The organism is Prosthecobacter sp. GW821-HT29F12, from assembly GCF_058803405.1.
On record NZ_CM179517.1, the window covers coordinates 3,336,136 to 3,353,395 of the forward strand.

General features: G+C 60.2%; 18 protein-coding genes. 6 read left to right on the forward strand and 12 right to left on the reverse strand.

Annotated features, from left to right (window positions below; genetic code table 11):
- Nucleotides 1–6: 6 nt before the first annotated feature.
- On the reverse strand, nucleotides 7–411 hold the full coding sequence (locus AC3RLQ_RS13755) for a VOC family protein (protein ID WP_493037966.1): 405 nt from the start codon (nucleotides 409–411) through the stop codon (nucleotides 7–9).
- Between the two features lie 4 nt (nucleotides 412–415).
- Complete coding sequence (locus AC3RLQ_RS13760) at nucleotides 416–1,264, reverse strand: PIG-L deacetylase family protein (protein WP_422321577.1); 849 nt, start codon at nucleotides 1,262–1,264, stop codon at nucleotides 416–418.
- Between the two features lie 305 nt (nucleotides 1,265–1,569).
- On the opposite strand from AC3RLQ_RS13760, the gene AC3RLQ_RS13765 reads away from it, so the two are divergent.
- Genes AC3RLQ_RS13765 through AC3RLQ_RS13775 form a run of 3 tightly spaced genes read left to right on the forward strand, consistent with a single transcriptional unit; the run spans nucleotide 1,570 to nucleotide 5,187 of the window.
- Nucleotides 1,570–2,022 carry a GatB/YqeY domain-containing protein gene (locus AC3RLQ_RS13765; RefSeq protein ID WP_493037968.1) on the forward strand — a complete coding sequence of 151 codons (453 nt, stop codon included), beginning with the start codon at nucleotides 1,570–1,572 and terminating at the stop codon, nucleotides 2,020–2,022.
- A gap of 48 nt (nucleotides 2,023–2,070) precedes the next feature.
- On the forward strand, nucleotides 2,071–2,736 hold the full coding sequence (gene ispD / locus AC3RLQ_RS13770; protein WP_493037970.1) for a 2-C-methyl-D-erythritol 4-phosphate cytidylyltransferase: 666 nt from the start codon (nucleotides 2,071–2,073) through the stop codon (nucleotides 2,734–2,736).
- A 9-nt stretch (nucleotides 2,737–2,745) separates the two neighbouring features.
- Nucleotides 2,746–5,187, forward strand: a complete 2,442-nt coding sequence (locus AC3RLQ_RS13775; RefSeq protein WP_493037972.1) for an MFS transporter — start codon at nucleotides 2,746–2,748, stop codon at nucleotides 5,185–5,187.
- On the opposite strand, the gene AC3RLQ_RS13780 is transcribed toward AC3RLQ_RS13775, so the two are convergent.
- The 4 genes from AC3RLQ_RS13780 to mazG are packed head-to-tail and all read right to left on the reverse strand — an operon-like array spanning nucleotide 5,174 to nucleotide 9,366.
- Entirely contained in the window at nucleotides 5,174–7,903 is a 2,730-nt protein-coding gene (locus tag AC3RLQ_RS13780) for a DEAD/DEAH box helicase (protein WP_493037974.1), read from the reverse strand. The two genes, AC3RLQ_RS13775 and AC3RLQ_RS13780, sit on opposite strands and share 14 nt — an antisense overlap.
- Entirely contained in the window at nucleotides 7,904–8,299 is a 396-nt protein-coding gene (locus AC3RLQ_RS13785; RefSeq protein WP_493037976.1) for a PIN domain-containing protein, read from the reverse strand.
- On the reverse strand, nucleotides 8,296–8,547 hold the full coding sequence (locus tag AC3RLQ_RS13790) for a hypothetical protein (RefSeq protein ID WP_493037978.1): 252 nt from the start codon (nucleotides 8,545–8,547) through the stop codon (nucleotides 8,296–8,298). Before AC3RLQ_RS13790 ends, AC3RLQ_RS13785 begins: the two co-directional genes overlap by 4 nt.
- Nucleotides 8,548–8,577: 30 nt before the next feature.
- Complete coding sequence (gene mazG, locus AC3RLQ_RS13795) at nucleotides 8,578–9,366, reverse strand: nucleoside triphosphate pyrophosphohydrolase (protein ID WP_493037980.1); 789 nt, start codon at nucleotides 9,364–9,366, stop codon at nucleotides 8,578–8,580.
- Nucleotides 9,367–9,544: 178 nt separating this feature from the next.
- On the opposite strand from mazG, the gene AC3RLQ_RS13800 reads away from it, so the two are divergent.
- Both AC3RLQ_RS13800 and AC3RLQ_RS13805 read left to right on the forward strand, forming a co-directional pair.
- The gene (locus tag AC3RLQ_RS13800) at nucleotides 9,545–10,483 is read left to right on the forward strand and encodes a sugar phosphate isomerase family (RefSeq protein WP_422320533.1); all 939 of its coding nucleotides are present in this window, start codon (nucleotides 9,545–9,547) and stop codon (nucleotides 10,481–10,483) included.
- A 269-nt stretch (nucleotides 10,484–10,752) separates the two neighbouring features.
- Nucleotides 10,753–11,151, forward strand: coding sequence for an RNA recognition motif domain-containing protein (locus AC3RLQ_RS13805; RefSeq protein WP_493037982.1), 399 nt, complete (start codon nucleotides 10,753–10,755; stop codon nucleotides 11,149–11,151).
- Between the two features lie 111 nt (nucleotides 11,152–11,262).
- On the opposite strand, the gene AC3RLQ_RS13810 is transcribed toward AC3RLQ_RS13805, so the two are convergent.
- From AC3RLQ_RS13810 to AC3RLQ_RS13835, 6 genes are all read right to left on the reverse strand, one after another.
- Nucleotides 11,263–11,430, reverse strand: a complete 168-nt coding sequence (locus tag AC3RLQ_RS13810; RefSeq protein ID WP_493037984.1) for a DUF6132 family protein — start codon at nucleotides 11,428–11,430, stop codon at nucleotides 11,263–11,265.
- An 18-nt stretch (nucleotides 11,431–11,448) separates the two neighbouring features.
- Nucleotides 11,449–11,679, reverse strand: coding sequence for a YgaP family membrane protein (locus AC3RLQ_RS13815; RefSeq protein ID WP_493037986.1), 231 nt, complete (start codon nucleotides 11,677–11,679; stop codon nucleotides 11,449–11,451).
- A 6-nt stretch (nucleotides 11,680–11,685) separates the two neighbouring features.
- Complete coding sequence (locus AC3RLQ_RS13820; RefSeq protein ID WP_493037988.1) at nucleotides 11,686–14,973, reverse strand: efflux RND transporter permease subunit; 3,288 nt, start codon at nucleotides 14,971–14,973, stop codon at nucleotides 11,686–11,688.
- Nucleotides 14,970–15,986, reverse strand: coding sequence for an efflux RND transporter periplasmic adaptor subunit (locus tag AC3RLQ_RS13825; protein WP_493037990.1), 1,017 nt, complete (start codon nucleotides 15,984–15,986; stop codon nucleotides 14,970–14,972). The genes AC3RLQ_RS13820 and AC3RLQ_RS13825 overlap by 4 nt, the downstream gene beginning before the upstream one ends.
- Before the next feature lie 71 nt (nucleotides 15,987–16,057).
- A complete protein-coding gene (locus AC3RLQ_RS13830) occupies nucleotides 16,058–16,264 on the reverse strand; it encodes a YgaP family membrane protein (protein WP_422322976.1) in 207 nt (68 codons plus the stop codon).
- 40 nt (nucleotides 16,265–16,304) lie between these two features.
- Nucleotides 16,305–16,802: a hypothetical protein gene (locus tag AC3RLQ_RS13835; RefSeq protein ID WP_493037992.1), complete on the reverse strand. Its 498-nt coding sequence runs from the start codon at nucleotides 16,800–16,802 to the stop codon at nucleotides 16,305–16,307.
- A gap of 68 nt (nucleotides 16,803–16,870) precedes the next feature.
- On the opposite strand from AC3RLQ_RS13835, the gene AC3RLQ_RS13840 reads away from it, so the two are divergent.
- A complete protein-coding gene (locus tag AC3RLQ_RS13840; protein WP_493037994.1) occupies nucleotides 16,871–17,221 on the forward strand; it encodes an ArsR/SmtB family transcription factor in 351 nt (116 codons plus the stop codon).
- Nucleotides 17,222–17,260: the final 39 nt, after the last annotated feature.

A 17,260-nucleotide genomic window follows, 5' to 3' on the forward strand; every position in this document is an offset into this window, starting at 1 on the left:
CGCACCTCATGCCTTTGGATGCTGCCAGCTCTTGTAAACAGCCTCCAAGCTGTAACCGTCGGGATCCAACACATTGGCCGCATAATAACGCGGATCGTAGTAAAGCCTCGCTCCCGGCGCTCCGTTGTCGCTGGCACCCGTTGCCATGGCAGCCCTGTAGAAAGCTTGAACTTCCCCTTCGCTGCGGGCGAGAAACCCCACATGAACCGCCTGCGGCTGCGGAGTTCCTTGGCGGAGCCAGAACGAAACCCGGTTGTCGCGCCCGAATCCTTTGAGATCCGGGTGACCTTCCGGACCATCCTTGCCATCGTAATCGACTGCATGCTCGATCCCAAGAGGGGCCAGAGCAAGCTCGTAGAAAGCGATCGAACGCTCGATGTCGGAGACGGTTAGAAAAATGTGATCAAGCATGGGATCACATGAACTTCTTCACGCGGTCATGCACGTCAGATTCGAGCCGCCTCACGTAGTTCGTGGCGTACTCCACCGGGCACATCTTGTCATCCTTCGTCAGCGGCGTCAGATCCATCGCAAAAGTTAAGAGGCTGGTCTTGTCCGTGGTGTGGGAGTCAAAGTAGGTCGCGTTGGCATGGCGCAGGCCTTCTTCGGCCAGGTCATAGCGTTTGCCGCCACTGATCTGCGAATCAAACACCCCGAGCAGCGGGCGCAGCATGTGCGGGTGCTTGTCCACCCAGAGCATCTCCTTGTCCTCTGCCAGCAGCCAGTCGAGCTTGCGCCAGACTTCGCAGCCATACACTTTCTCAGGCCGCATTTCCGGCGGCAGTTCGCGGATGGCTTCGAGGCAGCGCAGAAAGGTGGCCACATGCGTGTCATGCCTGTCACAGGGATTGTGAAGATAGAGAAACTTCGGCTGGGCATGCTCCAGGACGAATTTCAGATCCTCCACGGCTGGTGCGTGCCTCGGCTTTTTGATGTCATCACTCGGATAGCCGAGCTGCACCATGAAACTGTACTCGCCCACATAGGCCGCCTTGCGCTGCTCAATGAGGCGCACCTTCTGCATCTCCTCATCCGTGTAGGATTCATACGGTCCTTTGCGCGGGCTGCCCGCACCATCGGTGACCACCACGCCGCCAAACCACTGGGATTTGTGATGGAAGCACTCGGTGATCCCGTGATACGCGGCAATTTCCAAATCATCCTGATGGGAAACGATGCCCAGGTGCGTCACCCGGCGCAGCGCGGTCCACGGTTCAGTTTCGTCAGGAATGTAAAGGTCGTGTTTAGGATGTCGAAATTGCACAGGAAGGTGACCATGCACGGCAAGGCGGGGAGTGCAAAGAGCATTCCATGCCATCCGGCCGCCGCATTAGCCCACGCACAATGGCACGAGGAATGCATGCTTCTCAAAGGGATGCCAAAGTTGCAGAATTGACGCACGCACAGTGGCAAAACATTTGCCCCATACGTCTCTGGTGTCGTTTGGGTCATTTTTGTTCTTCTTGCGCCAAGCCAAAGCCCCGCCGCTCACTCTCCTAACGTCTGGACAAAGGCCCCTGCCACGCCATGATCGCCGCTCAATCCAACCAACCCAGCCGCCCCTTTCTTATGAGCTTCATTTCCCAAATTTCCGAAGACCTCAAAAATGCCATGCGTGCCAAGGACACCGTGGCCCTCAACGTCATCCGCAATCTGAAGTCCGCCCTCAAGTACGCCGCCATCGAAAAACTCGGCGCGGATGGTGAACTCGGCGACACCGATGCCCTGGCCGTGGTGCGCAAGGAGATCAAGAAACTGCAGGACTCCGTGGATGGCGCCGAAAAAGCTGGACGCCCGGAAGCGGTGGAAGCCGCCAAGGCCGAGATCGCCGTGCTGGAAAAATACCTCCCTGCCGCCATGAGCACGGAAGAGCTGGGCACGCTCGTCGACACCGTCATCGCCGAACTCGGCGCCACCTCCAAGAAGGACATGGGCGGCGTGATGAAGGCGCTGCAGGAACGCGTTGCAGGCCGTGCCGACAGCAAGTCGATTTCCACCGAAGTCGCCAAACGTCTCGCATAATTCGGTGACTGCCCCGCCGCGCACCGTTTCAATGATTCACCGGCTTTCATGACCTCCGCCATCATCGTTGCCGCAGGCAGCAGCCGGCGCATGGGCTTCAACAAGCTCCTGGCGCCTCTGTCCGGCGTGCCTGTTCTCAGGCGCACTCTGGATGCCTTTCAAGCCTGCGATATCATTGATGAGATCCTCGTGGTCACCAGCGAGGCCCTGCGCCCGGAGATCGAAGCCTGGCGCTCCAGCGGCCTCGGTAAAATCACCCAGATCATCATCGGCGGCGCTGAACGCCACCTCTCCGTGCATGCCGGTCTGCAGGCCTTGAATCCTGCCTGCGAGATCGTCGCGGTGCATGATGGCGCACGTCCCCTCATCTCGGTGGCGCAAATCACCCGCTGCGTTGAGGCCGCGCGCACGCAGGCCGCCGTCGCCTGCGCCCGGCCCATGACTGAGACCCTCAAACGCTGTGACAGCACCGGCCGCATCATTGACTCCATTGATCGTGCGAACGCCTGGATCATGGAAACGCCGCAGGTGTTTCAGCGTGATCTGCTCGTGAAAGCCTATGACGCCGTGCTGCGTGACGGACTGCTTGTGACGGATGAAGTTTCCGCCGTGCAGCACCTTGGCGCACCCGTTTTTGTCATCGAAAATTTTGAACTGAACCCCAAGATCACGTTCCCGGCAGACATTCTGCTGGCTCAGCGTTTTGTCGATTGAACGACACCCATGCTCGACTCCGCCGCCCTCGACAACGCACCGCATCTGCCACGCCGTAACTGGGCGTCCATTATTCTCGTCCTGTTTGTGCAGGCGATGAATTCGTTCAGCGACAATTTTGTCAAAATGCTGCTGATCGCGCTGTCGATCATCATTGCCAAAGACTCCTGGGTGGGCCGCCACATGGAGCTGTGGCTCGGGGCCATCTTTTCGCTGCCCTACATGATTTTTGCCCCGCTGGCCGGTTACTGGTCGGATCGCTTTTCCAAGCGCAAGGTCATCGTCTGGATGCAGGTCATGCAGATCATTTGCTTTGTGTGGCTGGCGCTGGCGCTGTGGATGAAGCGTGTGCCGGGCTCTCTGGAGATCTCACTCGTTGGTTTCTTCGTGCTGGCAGTTCAGGCTGCGGTGCTCAGCCCTGCGAAGATGGGCATCATGAAAGAGCTCGCAGGCTCGCGCCGCCTCGGTCGCGTTTCCGGCTGGCTGCAGGTCACCATGCTCGCTGGCATTCTCGGCGGCATGTGGGCGGGTGGCATCTGGTATGGCACCGAGTATGAAAAAACGGGCGACGCCTGGATGTCCGCGCTCTGGCCGCTGATCATCATCAGCATCATGGGCATTTTTGAGCTGGTCGCCGCCATCTGCATTCAAAGCACGCCCTCGCACACGGAAGTCCACTGGCGCAAAGGCATGGCGCTGGAGCATTTCGAAAGCCTCAAGATTGTCTTCCGCCGCCGCTCCATCCGCCTCGCGGCGCTGGGAGTGACGTACTTCTGGTTCATCTCCAACGCACTCAGCTTCATCCTCGTCACGCTCACGAAGGAGCTGCATCCCGACACCGGACATGGCGACGGCCCGATGGAACTCGCCAAGGTCGCAGGCATTCTCGGCATCGGCGTGATCAGCGGCAGCATCTTTGCCTCCCACGTCAGCCGAAATCGCATTGAGCTGGGACTGATTCCGCTGGGCGGCTTCGGGCTTGTGGCCGGGCTGCTCTGGTCCGGGCTGGCCCCTCTTGGCAGCAGCTGGATGTATGCAGGCATCATCTTCACCGGTGCTGCGGGTGGCTGCTTCATGGTGCCCCTCTATGCCTTCGCCCAGGACAAGGCGGAAAAGCACGAGAAGGCCCGCATTCACGCCGGCATGAACCTCATGGACTGCCTCGGCACGCTCGTGGCGGTGGCCATCGTCGGCCTGATGAAATGGATGGAGCTGACGGCCTCCACCCAGTTCCTGCTGCTGGCCATTCCCACCTTTGCCGCCGCCGTGTACATCATGCGTCTGCTGCCCCAGGATCTGGTGCGCTTCCTCATGCTGGCCGCTGTGCGCTTCACCTACAAGGTGAAGCCCGTGCACATGGAGCGCATTCCCGCCACCGGCGGAGTGCTGCTCCTGCCAAACCACGTCAGCTATGTGGATGCGCTCATCGTAGGCTCCGCCAGCCGCCGCCCTGTGCGCTTCGTCATGTGGGATGCACTCTACCATCTGTGGTGGCTGAAGTGGCTCATGCGCCTCATTGGAACCGTGCCGATTTCCGCCACCCGTGCCAAGGATGCCATCCGCGCCGTGGCCGCCGCTCTCAAGGAAGGGGAGGTCGTCTGCCTCTTCCCCGAAGGCCAGATCACCCGCCATGGAATGGTCAACGAACTGCTCAAAGGCTTCGAACTCATGGCGCGCCAGGGCGAGGCCCAGGTGGTGCCCGTGTATCTCGACGGCCTCTACGGCAGCATCTTCTCCTTCCAGGGCGGCAAGTTCTTCACCAAACGCCCCAAGCACCTGCGCTATCCCGTGGAAGTGCATTTTGGCGAGGCTCTGGGAGCACGTGCCGCCACCGCTGAGGTGATGCGCCATGCCATGCTCGCGCTGAGCAGCGAGGCATTCCTCAAACGCAAAAGCTGGAGCCACGCCGAGGCAGACACAGTTGCCTTCGCCAACGCTCTCCGCCTCGCAGAAATCGAATGGCATCATGCGGGCGATGTTTTCCTCAGCCTCGAACCCGAAGGCAGCATCATCCACCGCACTGTCAAAGCGCTCACGCAGGTGATGCCCGGCACCAAGTTCATTGATCACGGACCCGAGGCCCACCCCACGCACATCGTCGCGTTCTGCACCCGCGATACGCTGGGCAAGCTCACCGGTCAGGAGCGCCTCGTCTTCTGCCTCGACAGCGACCTGTCTCCCCTGCCCCAGACCACCTCCCTGCGCGGCTACATTGATGCAGCCACCGGCATCCTCATCAGCGCCGAAGTTCCCAATCCGCCGATGCCGGCCAATAACAAAGACGAGCAACTCGGCCGCAAAGCCGGCTCCCTCGGCCGCCTGCTGCCAGGCCTCGCCATCGAATCCAACGCGGAAGGCATACGCATCAGCGGCCTGCTGCCAAATGACGATCGCAGCATCAGCCTCCCCGGCGTGAAGATGGACGAGCAGGGCTTCCTCACTCAGCCATGAACAGGGCCTGAATGTCGGACTGGGTGAGCTGAAGTTTGTCCGCTCTCCCCGCCAGCAGTCCTTCCACCAGCGCGGCTTTCTTCTGCTGCATCTTGACGATGCGCTCCTCGATGGTGTTTTCGCAGATGAGCTTGTGGACGAACACAGGATTCTTCTGGCCGATGCGGTGCGCACGGTCGCTCGCCTGCGCCTCAGCCGCCGGATTCCACCAGGGATCGTAATGAATGACCGTGTCTGCGGTCGTCAGATTGATGCCCGCGCCACCCGCCTTGAGACTGATGAGGAACACGGGCACCTTGCCCGCCTGAAACTCCTGGATCGGTGTTTCGCGATCCTTCGTGCTGCCCGTGAGTTTCACATAACGCGTCCCATCTTTCTTCAAGCGGGCCTCAATGATGGCGAGCATTTCCGTGAATTGCGAAAAGATGAGAATGCGGCGGCCTTCTTCGATGAGCTCGGGCAGGAGTTCGTCCATGAGGAAGGCCGTCTTCGCCGAGTCAGTGACATCGCGCGCTGTCTCCTGCTTCAACAACTGCGGATGGCAGCAAACCTGCCGCAGTTTGAGCAGCGCATCGAGCACCACGATTTGCGAGCGGTCCAACCCGTTCACCTCGATGGCTTCGCGCACACGCTTGTCCATCGCTGCACGGATCGTTTCATACAAATCCGTCTGCGCCTGGCCGAGTTCGATGCTGTGCAGGATCTCCGTCTTTGGCGGCAGCTCCTTGGCCACGGCGTCTTTCGTGCGGCGCAGCAGCAGCGGCTGGATGCGTGTGCTGAGCTGCTTCTGCCGCTCCGCATCGGCTTCACGCTCGATGGGATTGCGATAATGCTGGCGGAAGGTGTCGGCATCGCTCAGCAGGCCGGGCATGAGGAAATTGAAGAGGCTCCACAACTCGCCGAGGTGATTTTCCATCGGCGTTCCTGTGAGGCAAAGACGGTGCTTGGCCTTCAATCCACTGCATGTCTGCGCCGCGAGGCTCTTGGGGTTCTTGATGTTCTGCGCTTCATCCAGCGCGACGATGTGCCACTCCTGCGCCTGCATGACATCGGCATCACGCACAAGGAGCGGGAAGCTGGTGACGACAAGATCGTATTGCTTGAGGTGCTTGAAGTCGCTCTTGCGCGACTGCCCCTGCATGAGCAGCAGGCTCAATGAAGGCGTGAATTTGATCGACTCGTTGATCCAGTTCCGCAGCACGCTCGTCGGTGCCACGATGAGGCAGGGATGCTTCATGCGCCCGCTTTCTTTCTCGATCAGGATGTGCGTGAGCGTCTGCAGCGTTTTGCCCAGGCCCATGTCATCGGCCAGAATGCCATGCAGACCGAACTCGCGCAGGAACTGCATCCATGAGGCACCCTCGCGCTGGTAATCGCGCAGGCTGGCTTTCAAACCAGCCGGTGGTGTGATGAGCCCGATCTCGCGGAAGCTGCCGAGTTGCTGACTGAGTGCGGTCAGTTCAGCGGGCGCACGAATCGGCAGGCCATCCAGCGTGGCGAGCTGTGCGGCGCGCAGTTTGTCGAGCTGGAGCTTGCCATCCTTGCGCACGGGCCGCGTGGCGAGCAATTCATCAAAGAAACGCAGCAGCACCACCAGCCGATGCGCAGGCACGGAGAGCACGTCACCTTTGTCACCGCCGAGTGAGAGCAGGAAGCGTTGATCAAGATTCTTTTCCAGGACAGCGGCGGTGAGGCCCTGATCGATGCAATCGACGAGCAGCGGCACCATCGAAATGCGACGCCCTTCGATTTCGACCCCGAGATCGAGCGAGAACCATTCGCGCCCGTCTTGATCTCCCGCGAGATCCGTGAACCATGCGTCTTCACCGGCGTCATGAATTTGAAAGCCGATGTCCTCCGGCACCTCCACCCGCCAGCCGGACTCACGCAGCTTGGGCACCTGGTCCTTGAGGAATTGCGACCAGAACAGGGCCTGATCCCCCGCCACCGCCATGAATCCCAGCGTGGACTCCGGTGCCTTGGCCCCCGGCAATGCTTCGGAGAAAGATTTGAAACCCAGGCCGGACAAGTCCGTCAGGAGCAGACGCTCCGAACGAAGATTGCGCACCAGAGTATGCCGCGTCTCGTTTTCATCCATCCATTGATGCGCCGGACTGCGCACGAGCATTTCCAAGCGCAGCGGGCAGTCGTCGTATTCCGCACAGGGTTGAATGAAGGCGATGCTGCGTGGCGCCCAGCCGCCGATGTTTCGCTTGGCCGTGATCTGCGGCATGTCCACGATCATGCGCCGCACCAGCAGGATGGGCTTGGGTTCTGACGGTGGCAGTTCGATCTCCTTCGGTTCCACCTGAGATTCCGATCCGTCATCAGTGGCAACAGACGTTTTCTCCCGCACGCGCGCCATGGCTTCGATGCGCCGGCGTCCTTCCTCATGATCGAGCATCAGCATCAGCGCCGCCGCATGCTGGCACAGGGTTCCCACCGCACAGGTGCAGTGAGAGGTCATCGCCATGCTGCCGTCTTCCCGCAGCCGCAGATGCGCCGTGACGGAGGCGGAATTGAACAAACCCGTGCCAATGCCCGCGATCAGCTCCACTTCATTCTCCGCGCACACATGCACCCCCGCGAGACCAATGTCCCCATGCTTAAGCAGCCGTCCGCCTTCCTCAATCTGCTGCCGCCGAAACAGCCACAGCCAGGATTTCGTGCGCACCTGCGCCCAGAGTTTGGGGAATGAGAAATCTTCGATGACCATTTAGATCAGCACAGCGTCGTTTGGATAGGTCGCGACCATTCCTTGATCAAGTGTCGCCACTTTGCCGCCGTTTCGACGCGCCAGCTCTACAAGCCAGGCATCTGTCACTTGTCGGTGGCCCTGGATCTGACGATGAGGCACGTTGCGATAAGGAAGGTCGCCATCCCAGTAAACATGCTGTGGATGAGCTTCGATTTCTGCCAAGGCTCTCCACGCGGCATCTGAGCTTTGATCTTGAGCCAGGTGCATATGCAGACGCACCAAGGTACCTTGAGACACAGAGCAGGTGGCAAAGGGATCGCTTAATGCGTCCAGCCATTGCGTTGCCCGCCCATATGCTGCGTGGCTCTTGATCATCAAGGCAATAAGAACGTTTCCGTCAGGAAGCCAGATCATGCTTTGCCATCCAGATAGAGTTCTTCCTCAATCAGAAGAACATCTTCGGTCGTGAAGGGATGTCTTCCCTCCGATGCGGCAAGCCTGTATCCATGCGGTGCCTTCACTGGTGGCTCGACAGAATTTTTCAAAGTGGGCAGCCGGCTCAGTGCATGTTTCACCACGCTGCTGACGCTGGAATGCTCCTGCTTCGCCACAGCTTCGATGCCGGCGTAGAGTTCGTCGTCAATGTCGATGGTGAGTTGCACAGGTGAAAATGGCTTTTTTAAATGCGCATGTCAACCGCGCTTCACCTCATCCCACGCGGCATCCATCTGCTCCAGCGAGAGCTTGCCGAGTTCATGTCCCTGCCCGCGCAGATGCGTTTCCATGGCGTGAAAGCGGCGGGTGAATTTTTCATTCGCAGCGGCCAGGGCGGGCTCGGATTCGATGCCGAGTTTGCGGGCGAGATTGACGACGCTGAAGAGCAGGTCGCCGAGTTCTTCTTCCATGTGAGCTCTGTCACCTGAGGCGATGGCTTCTTCGAGTTCAGCGGCTTCTTCGCGGATCTTGGCGAAGACCGGCGTGGCATCCGGCCAGTCGAAGCCGACGCGTGCGGCTTTCTTTTGCAGTTTCTGCGCGCGCATGAGGGCTGGCAGGCCATTGCCGGTGCCATGCAGCAGGCCTTCGTGCTCGGTGCCTTTTTCGGTGCGCTTGATGGCATCCCACTGCTTCAGCACGGCATCGGAGGTGGCGGCGCTGGTGTCGCCAAAAACGTGCGGATGGCGGCGGATGAGCTTTTCGGTCAGGCCGTGCGCCATGGTGTCGAGATCGAAGGCGCCTGTCTCGCTGGCGATCTCCGCATGCAGCACGGGCTGGAGCAGGATGTCGCCGAGTTCATCGCAAATCTGGGCCGGATCGCCGCTGCGGATGGCATCGGCCACCTCGTAGGCTTCTTCGATGACATGGGGGATGAGGGAGGTGTGGGTCTGCTCCATGTCCCAGGGGCAGCCGCCGGGAGCGCGCAGGCGGTGCACGACGTAACGCAGGCGGGTCAGGGCATCGGGGTGGTTGAGCATTTCGTCCATGCAGGCAGGTAGTGCGGTGCGTCGGCATGGTCAAGGCTGCGCCCGTCAAGATGTGGTCGGACATCCTAAACCTCATCGTCTTACCCCCCGGCACCCCGAGATTTTTTTACCCTCCCATGATGAGAGCTTGGCAAAACGGGCGTTCTCCCTGAATATCCCGTAACAACCAAACCATACCATGCCGCGTAAAATCAGCCATATCGCACCGGAGTGGTGGGACTACACCACGTTAGAAGATGATCTCATCAATGATGCCGCCCGGCTCACGGAACGAGATCTGCGCCAACTCTCCCGCCCCGGATTCAAAGTGGTGATGTTTGACACCTTGGAGGATTTTTACCTGGCTGAGGCGCTGGAATACATCCACGCCTGGAAGCAGGCCACCCCGGACAATCCGGCTGGCATCTGCGGCCCCGTGGGCCCCACGGAGCAGCTCCCGCTCGTGGCACGTTTGATCAATGATCTCGGCATCTCGATCAAAGACGGCCACTTCTGGGGCATGGACGAGTGGTATGACGAGCACACGAAGAAGGAAGTGACTCTGGAGCATCCGCTGTCGTTTGAAAAAGCAAACCGCGACCTCTGCTTTGACCGCATGCAGAAAAAGCTCTGCATGCCGGACACACAGCTGCATTTCCCGAAAGCGGACACGGCGGCCTACATCAAGAGCTGGCAGAGTGGTGTGCGCTGCGCGGTGATGCAGTGCGGTCAGGGCGACATCAAAAACTGGGCCTTCAATGATCCACCCAAGCGCACCGGCAAATTCAAGAACGAGCCGCCGCCGCCAGCAGAGTTTCGCAAACTGACCACACGTCTCGTGGATCTGCATCCGGTGACCCTCATGCAGAATGCCCGGACATCGGGTGGTGGCAATCTCACCCTGGTGCCGCAGAAGGCCATCACGGTGGGTCCCAAGGAAACCTGGATGGCTGAAAAAGTCAGCGTCTGGCATGCCGGCCAGCATGACAATCCTCTGGGTCAGCGGCTCACCGCACTTCTGATCTCCAAGCGTCTCGCAGATGCCTCCGTGCCGATGTCGCTGCTCGCTGAACATCCGAATGTGCAGTTCAACTACTACCGCGGCGGCTTGGGCCAATGCGATGTGGAAATGCACTGATCGTCTGGGGCGGAATGACGAATGGAAGCCCATTCGTCATTCGCTGCCCGGCGCTGCTGAGCGCTGCAAAGTTGGTCATTCCGGCCTCATTCGCCGAAATCCAAACTAACGTTTGCTATTCCCCCAATGGGGACGAGTGTCACCTCGCAAGTTAACCTGATAAAGGCTAAGCTAAGTCGTTCATCAGGTCGTTTCCTTTGGTGTTCTTAAATCCGATTACGGAGCTTACTAGGCCCTCATTGAGGCTGGCTGAACTCAAGAAAATCGATATGAATACTAAAATGTACGTGGGCAACCTGCCCTTCACCGCCACAGAAGACGACGTCCGCGCTCTCTTCACCGACTACGGCACCGTTACCGACATCCACCTTCCGATGGACCGCGACTCCGGTCGTCCTCGTGGCTTTGCTTTCGTGACCATGGACTCCCAAACCGCCATGAATGAAGCCATCCGTGGCCTCAATGAAAAAGATTACGGCGGTCGCAACCTGACCATCAATGAAGCTCGTCCGAAGGAAGATCGTCCAGCAGGCGGCGGCGGCTACGGTGGTGGTGGCGGCGGCGGTGGCCGTGGCGGCTACGGTGGTGGTGGCGGCGGCAAGAGTGGCGGCGGCGGCGGTGGCCGTGGCGGCTACGGTGGTGGCGGCGGCGGTGGCGGTCGCTACTAAGCGTCCCCTCTGACCTTCCAACCAAAGGCTCCAAGAAAATTCACGGCGGCATCCTGGCAACAGGATGCCGCTTTTTCGTGTCGTAACGACACTGCGGCGTGGCCTGTCCGGTTAGCGCCCCGAGCCAAGCGCCATCAGCAGACCCATCACACTGCCGTAGATGGCTCCGCGCCACCACGTCGAGGTAAGCGGGCATGTGCCAGAACTGCACTGGCCAAAGTAACCCAATGCCGAGCCAATGGCGGCACCGATGGCGATGGGAATGAGAAAGCGTGCCATGGAAATATGAATGGGGGCTCAGCAGCACTTGCCACCTCCGCAGCAGCGACCACCTTTGCCATTGCCGCCTTTGCCGCAGGTGCTGATGCCGAAGGGTGCATAAAGAGGGCAGAAGCGGATGAATGCGGTGAGCAGCGGCACGGCACCGAGGGCTCCCAGCCAGGTGTGATTGACGATGCCGTAGGCGATGAGGCCGAGGCCAATGATGATGCGCAGCGCGCGGTCCACGGTTCCAATGTTGGGTTTCATAATGTTTTAAGCTTTGGGTTCAGGATGAGAATGCTTGTTGGCCATGAAGTAGAGCACCGGCACGGCCATGCGGCTGATGAAGAGGCTGGCGATCTCCCCGGCCATGAGCGCGATGGCGAGGCCCTGGAAGATGGGATCGGCAAGAATCACCGCCGCACCGACAACGACGGCCATGGCCGTCAGCAGCATGGGGCGGAAGCGCACGGCTCCGGCGTCGATCACGGCCTCGCTCAGCGGCATGCCCTCCTGAATGCGCAGCTCGATGAAATCGACCAGGATGATGGAGTTTCGCACCACGATACCACCTCCTGCCATGAAGCCGATCATGCTGGTGGCAGTGAAAAACGCGTCCATCAAACCATGTGCAGGCAGAATGCCGACCAGCGAGAACGGAATGGCGATCATCACGATGGCAGGCGTGATGAAACTGCGGAACCAGCCGACCATGAGCACGTAGATGAGGATCAGACACGCACCAAACGCGGCACCGAGATCACGGAAGACTTCGATGGTGATGTGCCACTCGCCATCCCATTTCAGCGCGGGTTCAGCATCGCTGAAGGGCATGGCCGCATTGAGGATCTGTAACTCCGCGCCGCTGCCGCCGAACTCGCGTGTGTCGATTTTCTTGAGCGCCTCGTTCATCTTAAAAATGGCGTACACGGGGCTTTCGACCACGCCGGCCACATCGCCTATGACATAGGTCACAGGCATCAGGTTCTTGTGATAGAGGCTCTTCTCCACCGTGACGTGCTCGACCTTCACCAGTTCGCGCAGCGGCACCAGCGGCGAGCCAGATGCTCCCGGCTCAGGCAGCGCATTCGCGTCGCCAGAGCGCACGCGCAGCGCGAGCAACTCCTCCGGTGTGGTCTTGGCGGAGCGCGGCAGTTCCAGGCGGATGTTCACGTCCTCCTTCTCCTCTGGCTGGTGCAGCAGATCGACTGTCTCGCCATCCACGGCGATTTTGAGCGTCTGTGAAATCGTGGCGGCACTGATGCCGTGGAGTGCGGCCTTTTCCTTGTCGATGACGAAGCGCGCCTTCTGCTGGTCGGCTTCGATGTACCAATCGACATCGACCACGCCGGGCGTGGACTTGAAAATGTTCTTCACCGCTTCGGCGAGTTTCAGACGGTCCGCTTCATTCGGCCCATAAATCTCAGCGACGAGCGTTTGCAGCACCGGCGGTCCTGGCGGCACTTCCGCGATGGCGACCCGTGCGCCATAGCGTGCCGCGATGGCGGCGACGGCGGGACGCACACGTTTGGCGATGTCATGGCTCTGCGCCTTGCGTTCATGCTTGCCGACGAGGTTCACCTGAATGTCCGCCACGTTGGCGCCACGGCGCATGAAGTAGTGGCGCACCAGACCGTTGAAATTGTAGGGCGAGGCAACGCCGGCATAGATCTGGTAGTCGGTGACTTCCGGCTCCGTGCGGATCGCCGCCGCCATCTCCCGCGCCACGGCGGTCGTCTGCTCCAGCGAAGTACCTTCCGGCATGTTCAGGATGACCTGAAACTCGCTCTTGTTGTCAAAGGGCAGCATCTTCACCTTCACCCAGCCGAGGCCGACCGTCGCCATGGCACCGAGCAGCAGCACGGTGATGCCGACGAGGAACATCCAGCGCCAGCCGGTGTGATGAATCAGCGGGCCCATCATGCGGCGGTACAGCTTGGTGAAGAAATCTTCCGCGTGCTCAGACGCGAGATGCTTGTGGCCGTCATCCACCGCGACGCCTTCCGTCAGTTTCGAATATTTGCCGCCCCAGCGCAGAATGCGGATGGAGGCCCAGGGCGTGACGATGAATGCGATGAGCAGCGACCAAAACATCGCTGCGCTGGCACCGATCGGGATCGGCCGCATGTAGGGCCCCATGAGACCGCCGACAAAAGCCATCGGCAGCACGGCGGCGATCACGGCAAAAGTCGCGAGGATGGTGGGATTGCCCACTTCACCCACGGCCTCGACGGCGATCTTTGACCAGTCCCGTCCCTTGTTCTGCGGCAGGTGGAAATGACGCACGATGTTTTCCACGACGACGATCGCGTCATCCACCAGGATGCCGATGCTGAAGATCAGCGCAAAGAGGGTGATGCGATTCAGAGTGAAGCCGTAGAGGTAAAAAACGAGCAGCGTCAGCGCCAGCGTGGCCGGGATGGCCACGGCAACGATGCCGCTCTCCCGCCAGCCGAGTGTCAGCCAGATCAGGATGGCCACGCTGAAAACAGCGATGCCCATGTGCAGCAGCAGTTCGTTCGACTTCTCCGATGCGGTCTCGCCGTAGTTGCGCGTGACGCTCACGGTGACATCGGCGGGAATGATCGAGCCCTTGAGCAGGTCCACCTTGCGAATCACTTCGTCAGCCACGGAGATGGCATTTGCCCCGGGGCGTTTGGCGATGCTGAGCGTGACGGCAGGTTCTTCGTCCGTCTTGGTGCCATGAAGTACGTACTGCACGGCCTCCTCGCCGCCATCATGGATCTCGGCCACTTCGCGCAGATACACCGGCCTGCCGCCGAACACGCCCACGACCACATCGCCCACATCATGCGCGGTTTTCAGGAAGGCCCCGGTTTCCACGAGCACCTCGTTGTTGCCGGTGGTCAGGCCGCCTGCGCGAAACTGCCGGTTGGCCTGCTGCAGCATGGGCACCAGGCCCGCAGGACTGAGATTGCGCGAGGCCAGCTTCACGGGATCAAGCATCACACGCACCGCACGGCGCGCTCCGCCCAGCAGATTTGTTTCCGCCACCAGCGGCACCTGTTTGACGGATTCATCCACCTGGGCCGCCAGCCGGCGCAGCGTGAGGTGGTCGTAACGTGCGCTGTGGAAGGTGAGCGCGAGGATTGGAACATCATCAATGCTTTTCGGTTTGATCAGCGGTGCAGTGACTCCCATCGGGATGCGGTCAAAGTTTGAGCGCAGTTTCTCGGTGATCTTCACGAGACTGCGTTCGGGGTCCTCGCCCACTTTAAAGCGCACAATGACCAAGCTCTCGCTGTCGCGGGAGGTGCTGTAGATGTATTCCACACCCGCCACCTCCCACAGCAGCTTTTCCATCGGCCGCGTGGAACGTTCTTCGATCTCCTTCGCGGATGAGCCGGGCATGGACACCATGACATCGACCATCGGCACCTTGATCTGTGGCTCCTCTTCACGTGGCAGCAGCGCGATGGCCGCAGCGCCGAGAATGACGGAGGCGATGATGACCAGCGGGGTCAGTTTGGAATCAATGAACATCGCGGCGATGCGGCCGGCGACGCCCAGATTCTCAGAATGATGGGAAGGTTCGCTCATGGCTGGATCGTCACGGGTTGGCCATCGGCGAGTTTGCTGACATCACTGATCACGACCTGCTCGCCTTCTTCGAGGCCGGACAGCACTTCGATGCTGCCATTGATCGCCTTGCCCGTTTTCACCAGGCGCAGGTTGGCATGACCATCTTTGACAACGAAAATCAGCTCCATCTGTCCGCGCTTGATCACGCTGGCCCTGGGAACCATCAGCAGCTGCATTTCCGCCATCGGCACGGCCACACGGCCAAACTGGCCGGTGCGCAGCCCCTCCGCCGCCGGCAGATCCAGCTTCACCTGAAACGTGCGGCTCACGGGATCGGCCACCGGTGCGATCTCACTCACCGTGGCATCGAGCGGCTTCGCCACGGAAGCGATCTTCACCTGCATCTTCGCCCCCATGGTGATGCGGTCCAGAATGGCTTCGGGCAGATCAGCTTCAAAGCGCAGCGTGGTCGGCGCTTCCATTTCGAGCAGGTGTCTGCCTGGCATTGCCAGATCACCCACGTCGGCGAGCTTGCGTGTCACCACGCCATCAAATGGCGCAGTCACGCGAGCGTAGCCCATCATCGTTTCGGCTTCATTCACACCCGCAGTAGCCACTTTGACACGCGCATCAGCCGCATCGAAGTCCTGCCGCGTGGTGGCATTGCTGGCGACGAGTTCCTTCTGCCGCGCAAAGTCACGCTGAGCCTGATCGAGCAACGCCTTGGCCTGATCCACCTTGGCCTGAATTTCCTGGTTTTCCAGGAGAGCGAGCAAGTCCCCCGCCTTCACCGCCGCGCCGGGCGTGGCGGTGTATTCCAGCACACGCCCGCTGATCTTGGCCTCCACCTGAGCGCGCAATTTGGAGCGCACCGTGCCGACGACTTCTTCGGCCGCCACATGCGGCTGCAGCCGGGCCACCTGCACTTTCACCGTGACGCTGGGCAGGGTTGTCGTGGCGGGAGGGGCGGCCTCATGCCTGCCACAGGCGGCAAGGGCGAGCAGTACGCTGAAGGAGAGAAATCGTTTCATGACGGTCATAAAAAGCGGGGCTGGATTCTTGTTCAGGCTAACAGAAGCAGGCTGTGCAACGCTCCTCTTATTTAGTGTTTTCCGCAGCAGGAACCGCCCACGCCGAGTTTCTTAAGAATCGTTTCAGCAGGGCAGAAGCCGGTGAAGGCGGACTGCAGCAGATTCGCGCCAACGAAGGCGGTGAGCCAGAGCCAGTTCGGATTCACAAAGTGGCTGAGGGCCAGGCTGACGAGGATCATGGTGCCGGCGAGGGCGCGGATGGCGTTTTCGAGTTTCATGGTGAGAGTGTGTGTGGTTGAGTTTTGGGTGGGGGCAAATTTAGCGGGTGACGGCGTCATGCTTTTTGTCGTGCTCGCTCCACCCATGTGCGGCAAAGGCAGAAACGACCCTGGCATGATTCTGAGCAATTTTGACGGCGTTTGCTGTGCGTCCTTTGACTGTCATGCGCACGCCCTTGGCCGTAGGCGTGAATTCGTGGTCCATATCCGTATAGTGGTCGCAGTATTCGGCAAAGGCCGGATCCCAGCGGCGCACGCTCAACCCTTCCCCGAGCCGAGCCTGCATCTGCCCGACATGCTTTTTCAAAGCGGCGGCCACCTTCGGATCATCGCTTTCCGTGACGGCGGTGTAGCCGTCGACGGTGAACTTCACCTCGCGGCGGATGCTGGCGTGATTGTCAAAAAGGGTGTGGATCTGCTCGCGTGCCTCAGGCGGCATCCCGCGCCCACCGCCCTGCTGGGCGCAGGAGGGCAGCGCCGCGAGCGTGCTGAACAGAGTGCAGATGAACAGGACCCCGAAGGTTGAATTTGTTTTCATGGTGTTTCTTTGTTTGACTATATGAGTCTATACGCATATAAACACACAGCGCAAACAATTTTTCCGCCATGTCCGCCCGCAGCCAGAAAAAACACCACACCGTCTCCGATGAGGCGCTCGGCATGGTCGCCTCATGGTTCCGCACGCTCTCCGAGCCCAGCCGCCTGAAAATCCTGCGCACGCTGGAGAAGGGCGAGAAAAGCATCTCTGAAATCGTCGAGGCCAGCGGCCTCTCCCAGGCAAACGTCTCCCGCCACGCCCAGACTCTCGTCGATGCCGGCATCGTGGGACGCCGCCGCGAGGGGTTGACAGTGATTTGCTTCATCGCCGACCCCGGCATCACCAAGCTGTGTGACAACGTCTGCAACAACCTCCTGAAGCGCCTCACCCATCAGGTGAAGGGGCTCGGCGGTTCGTGATTGATGAGACCGTCACGCATTTCATTTCGATAAATCCCC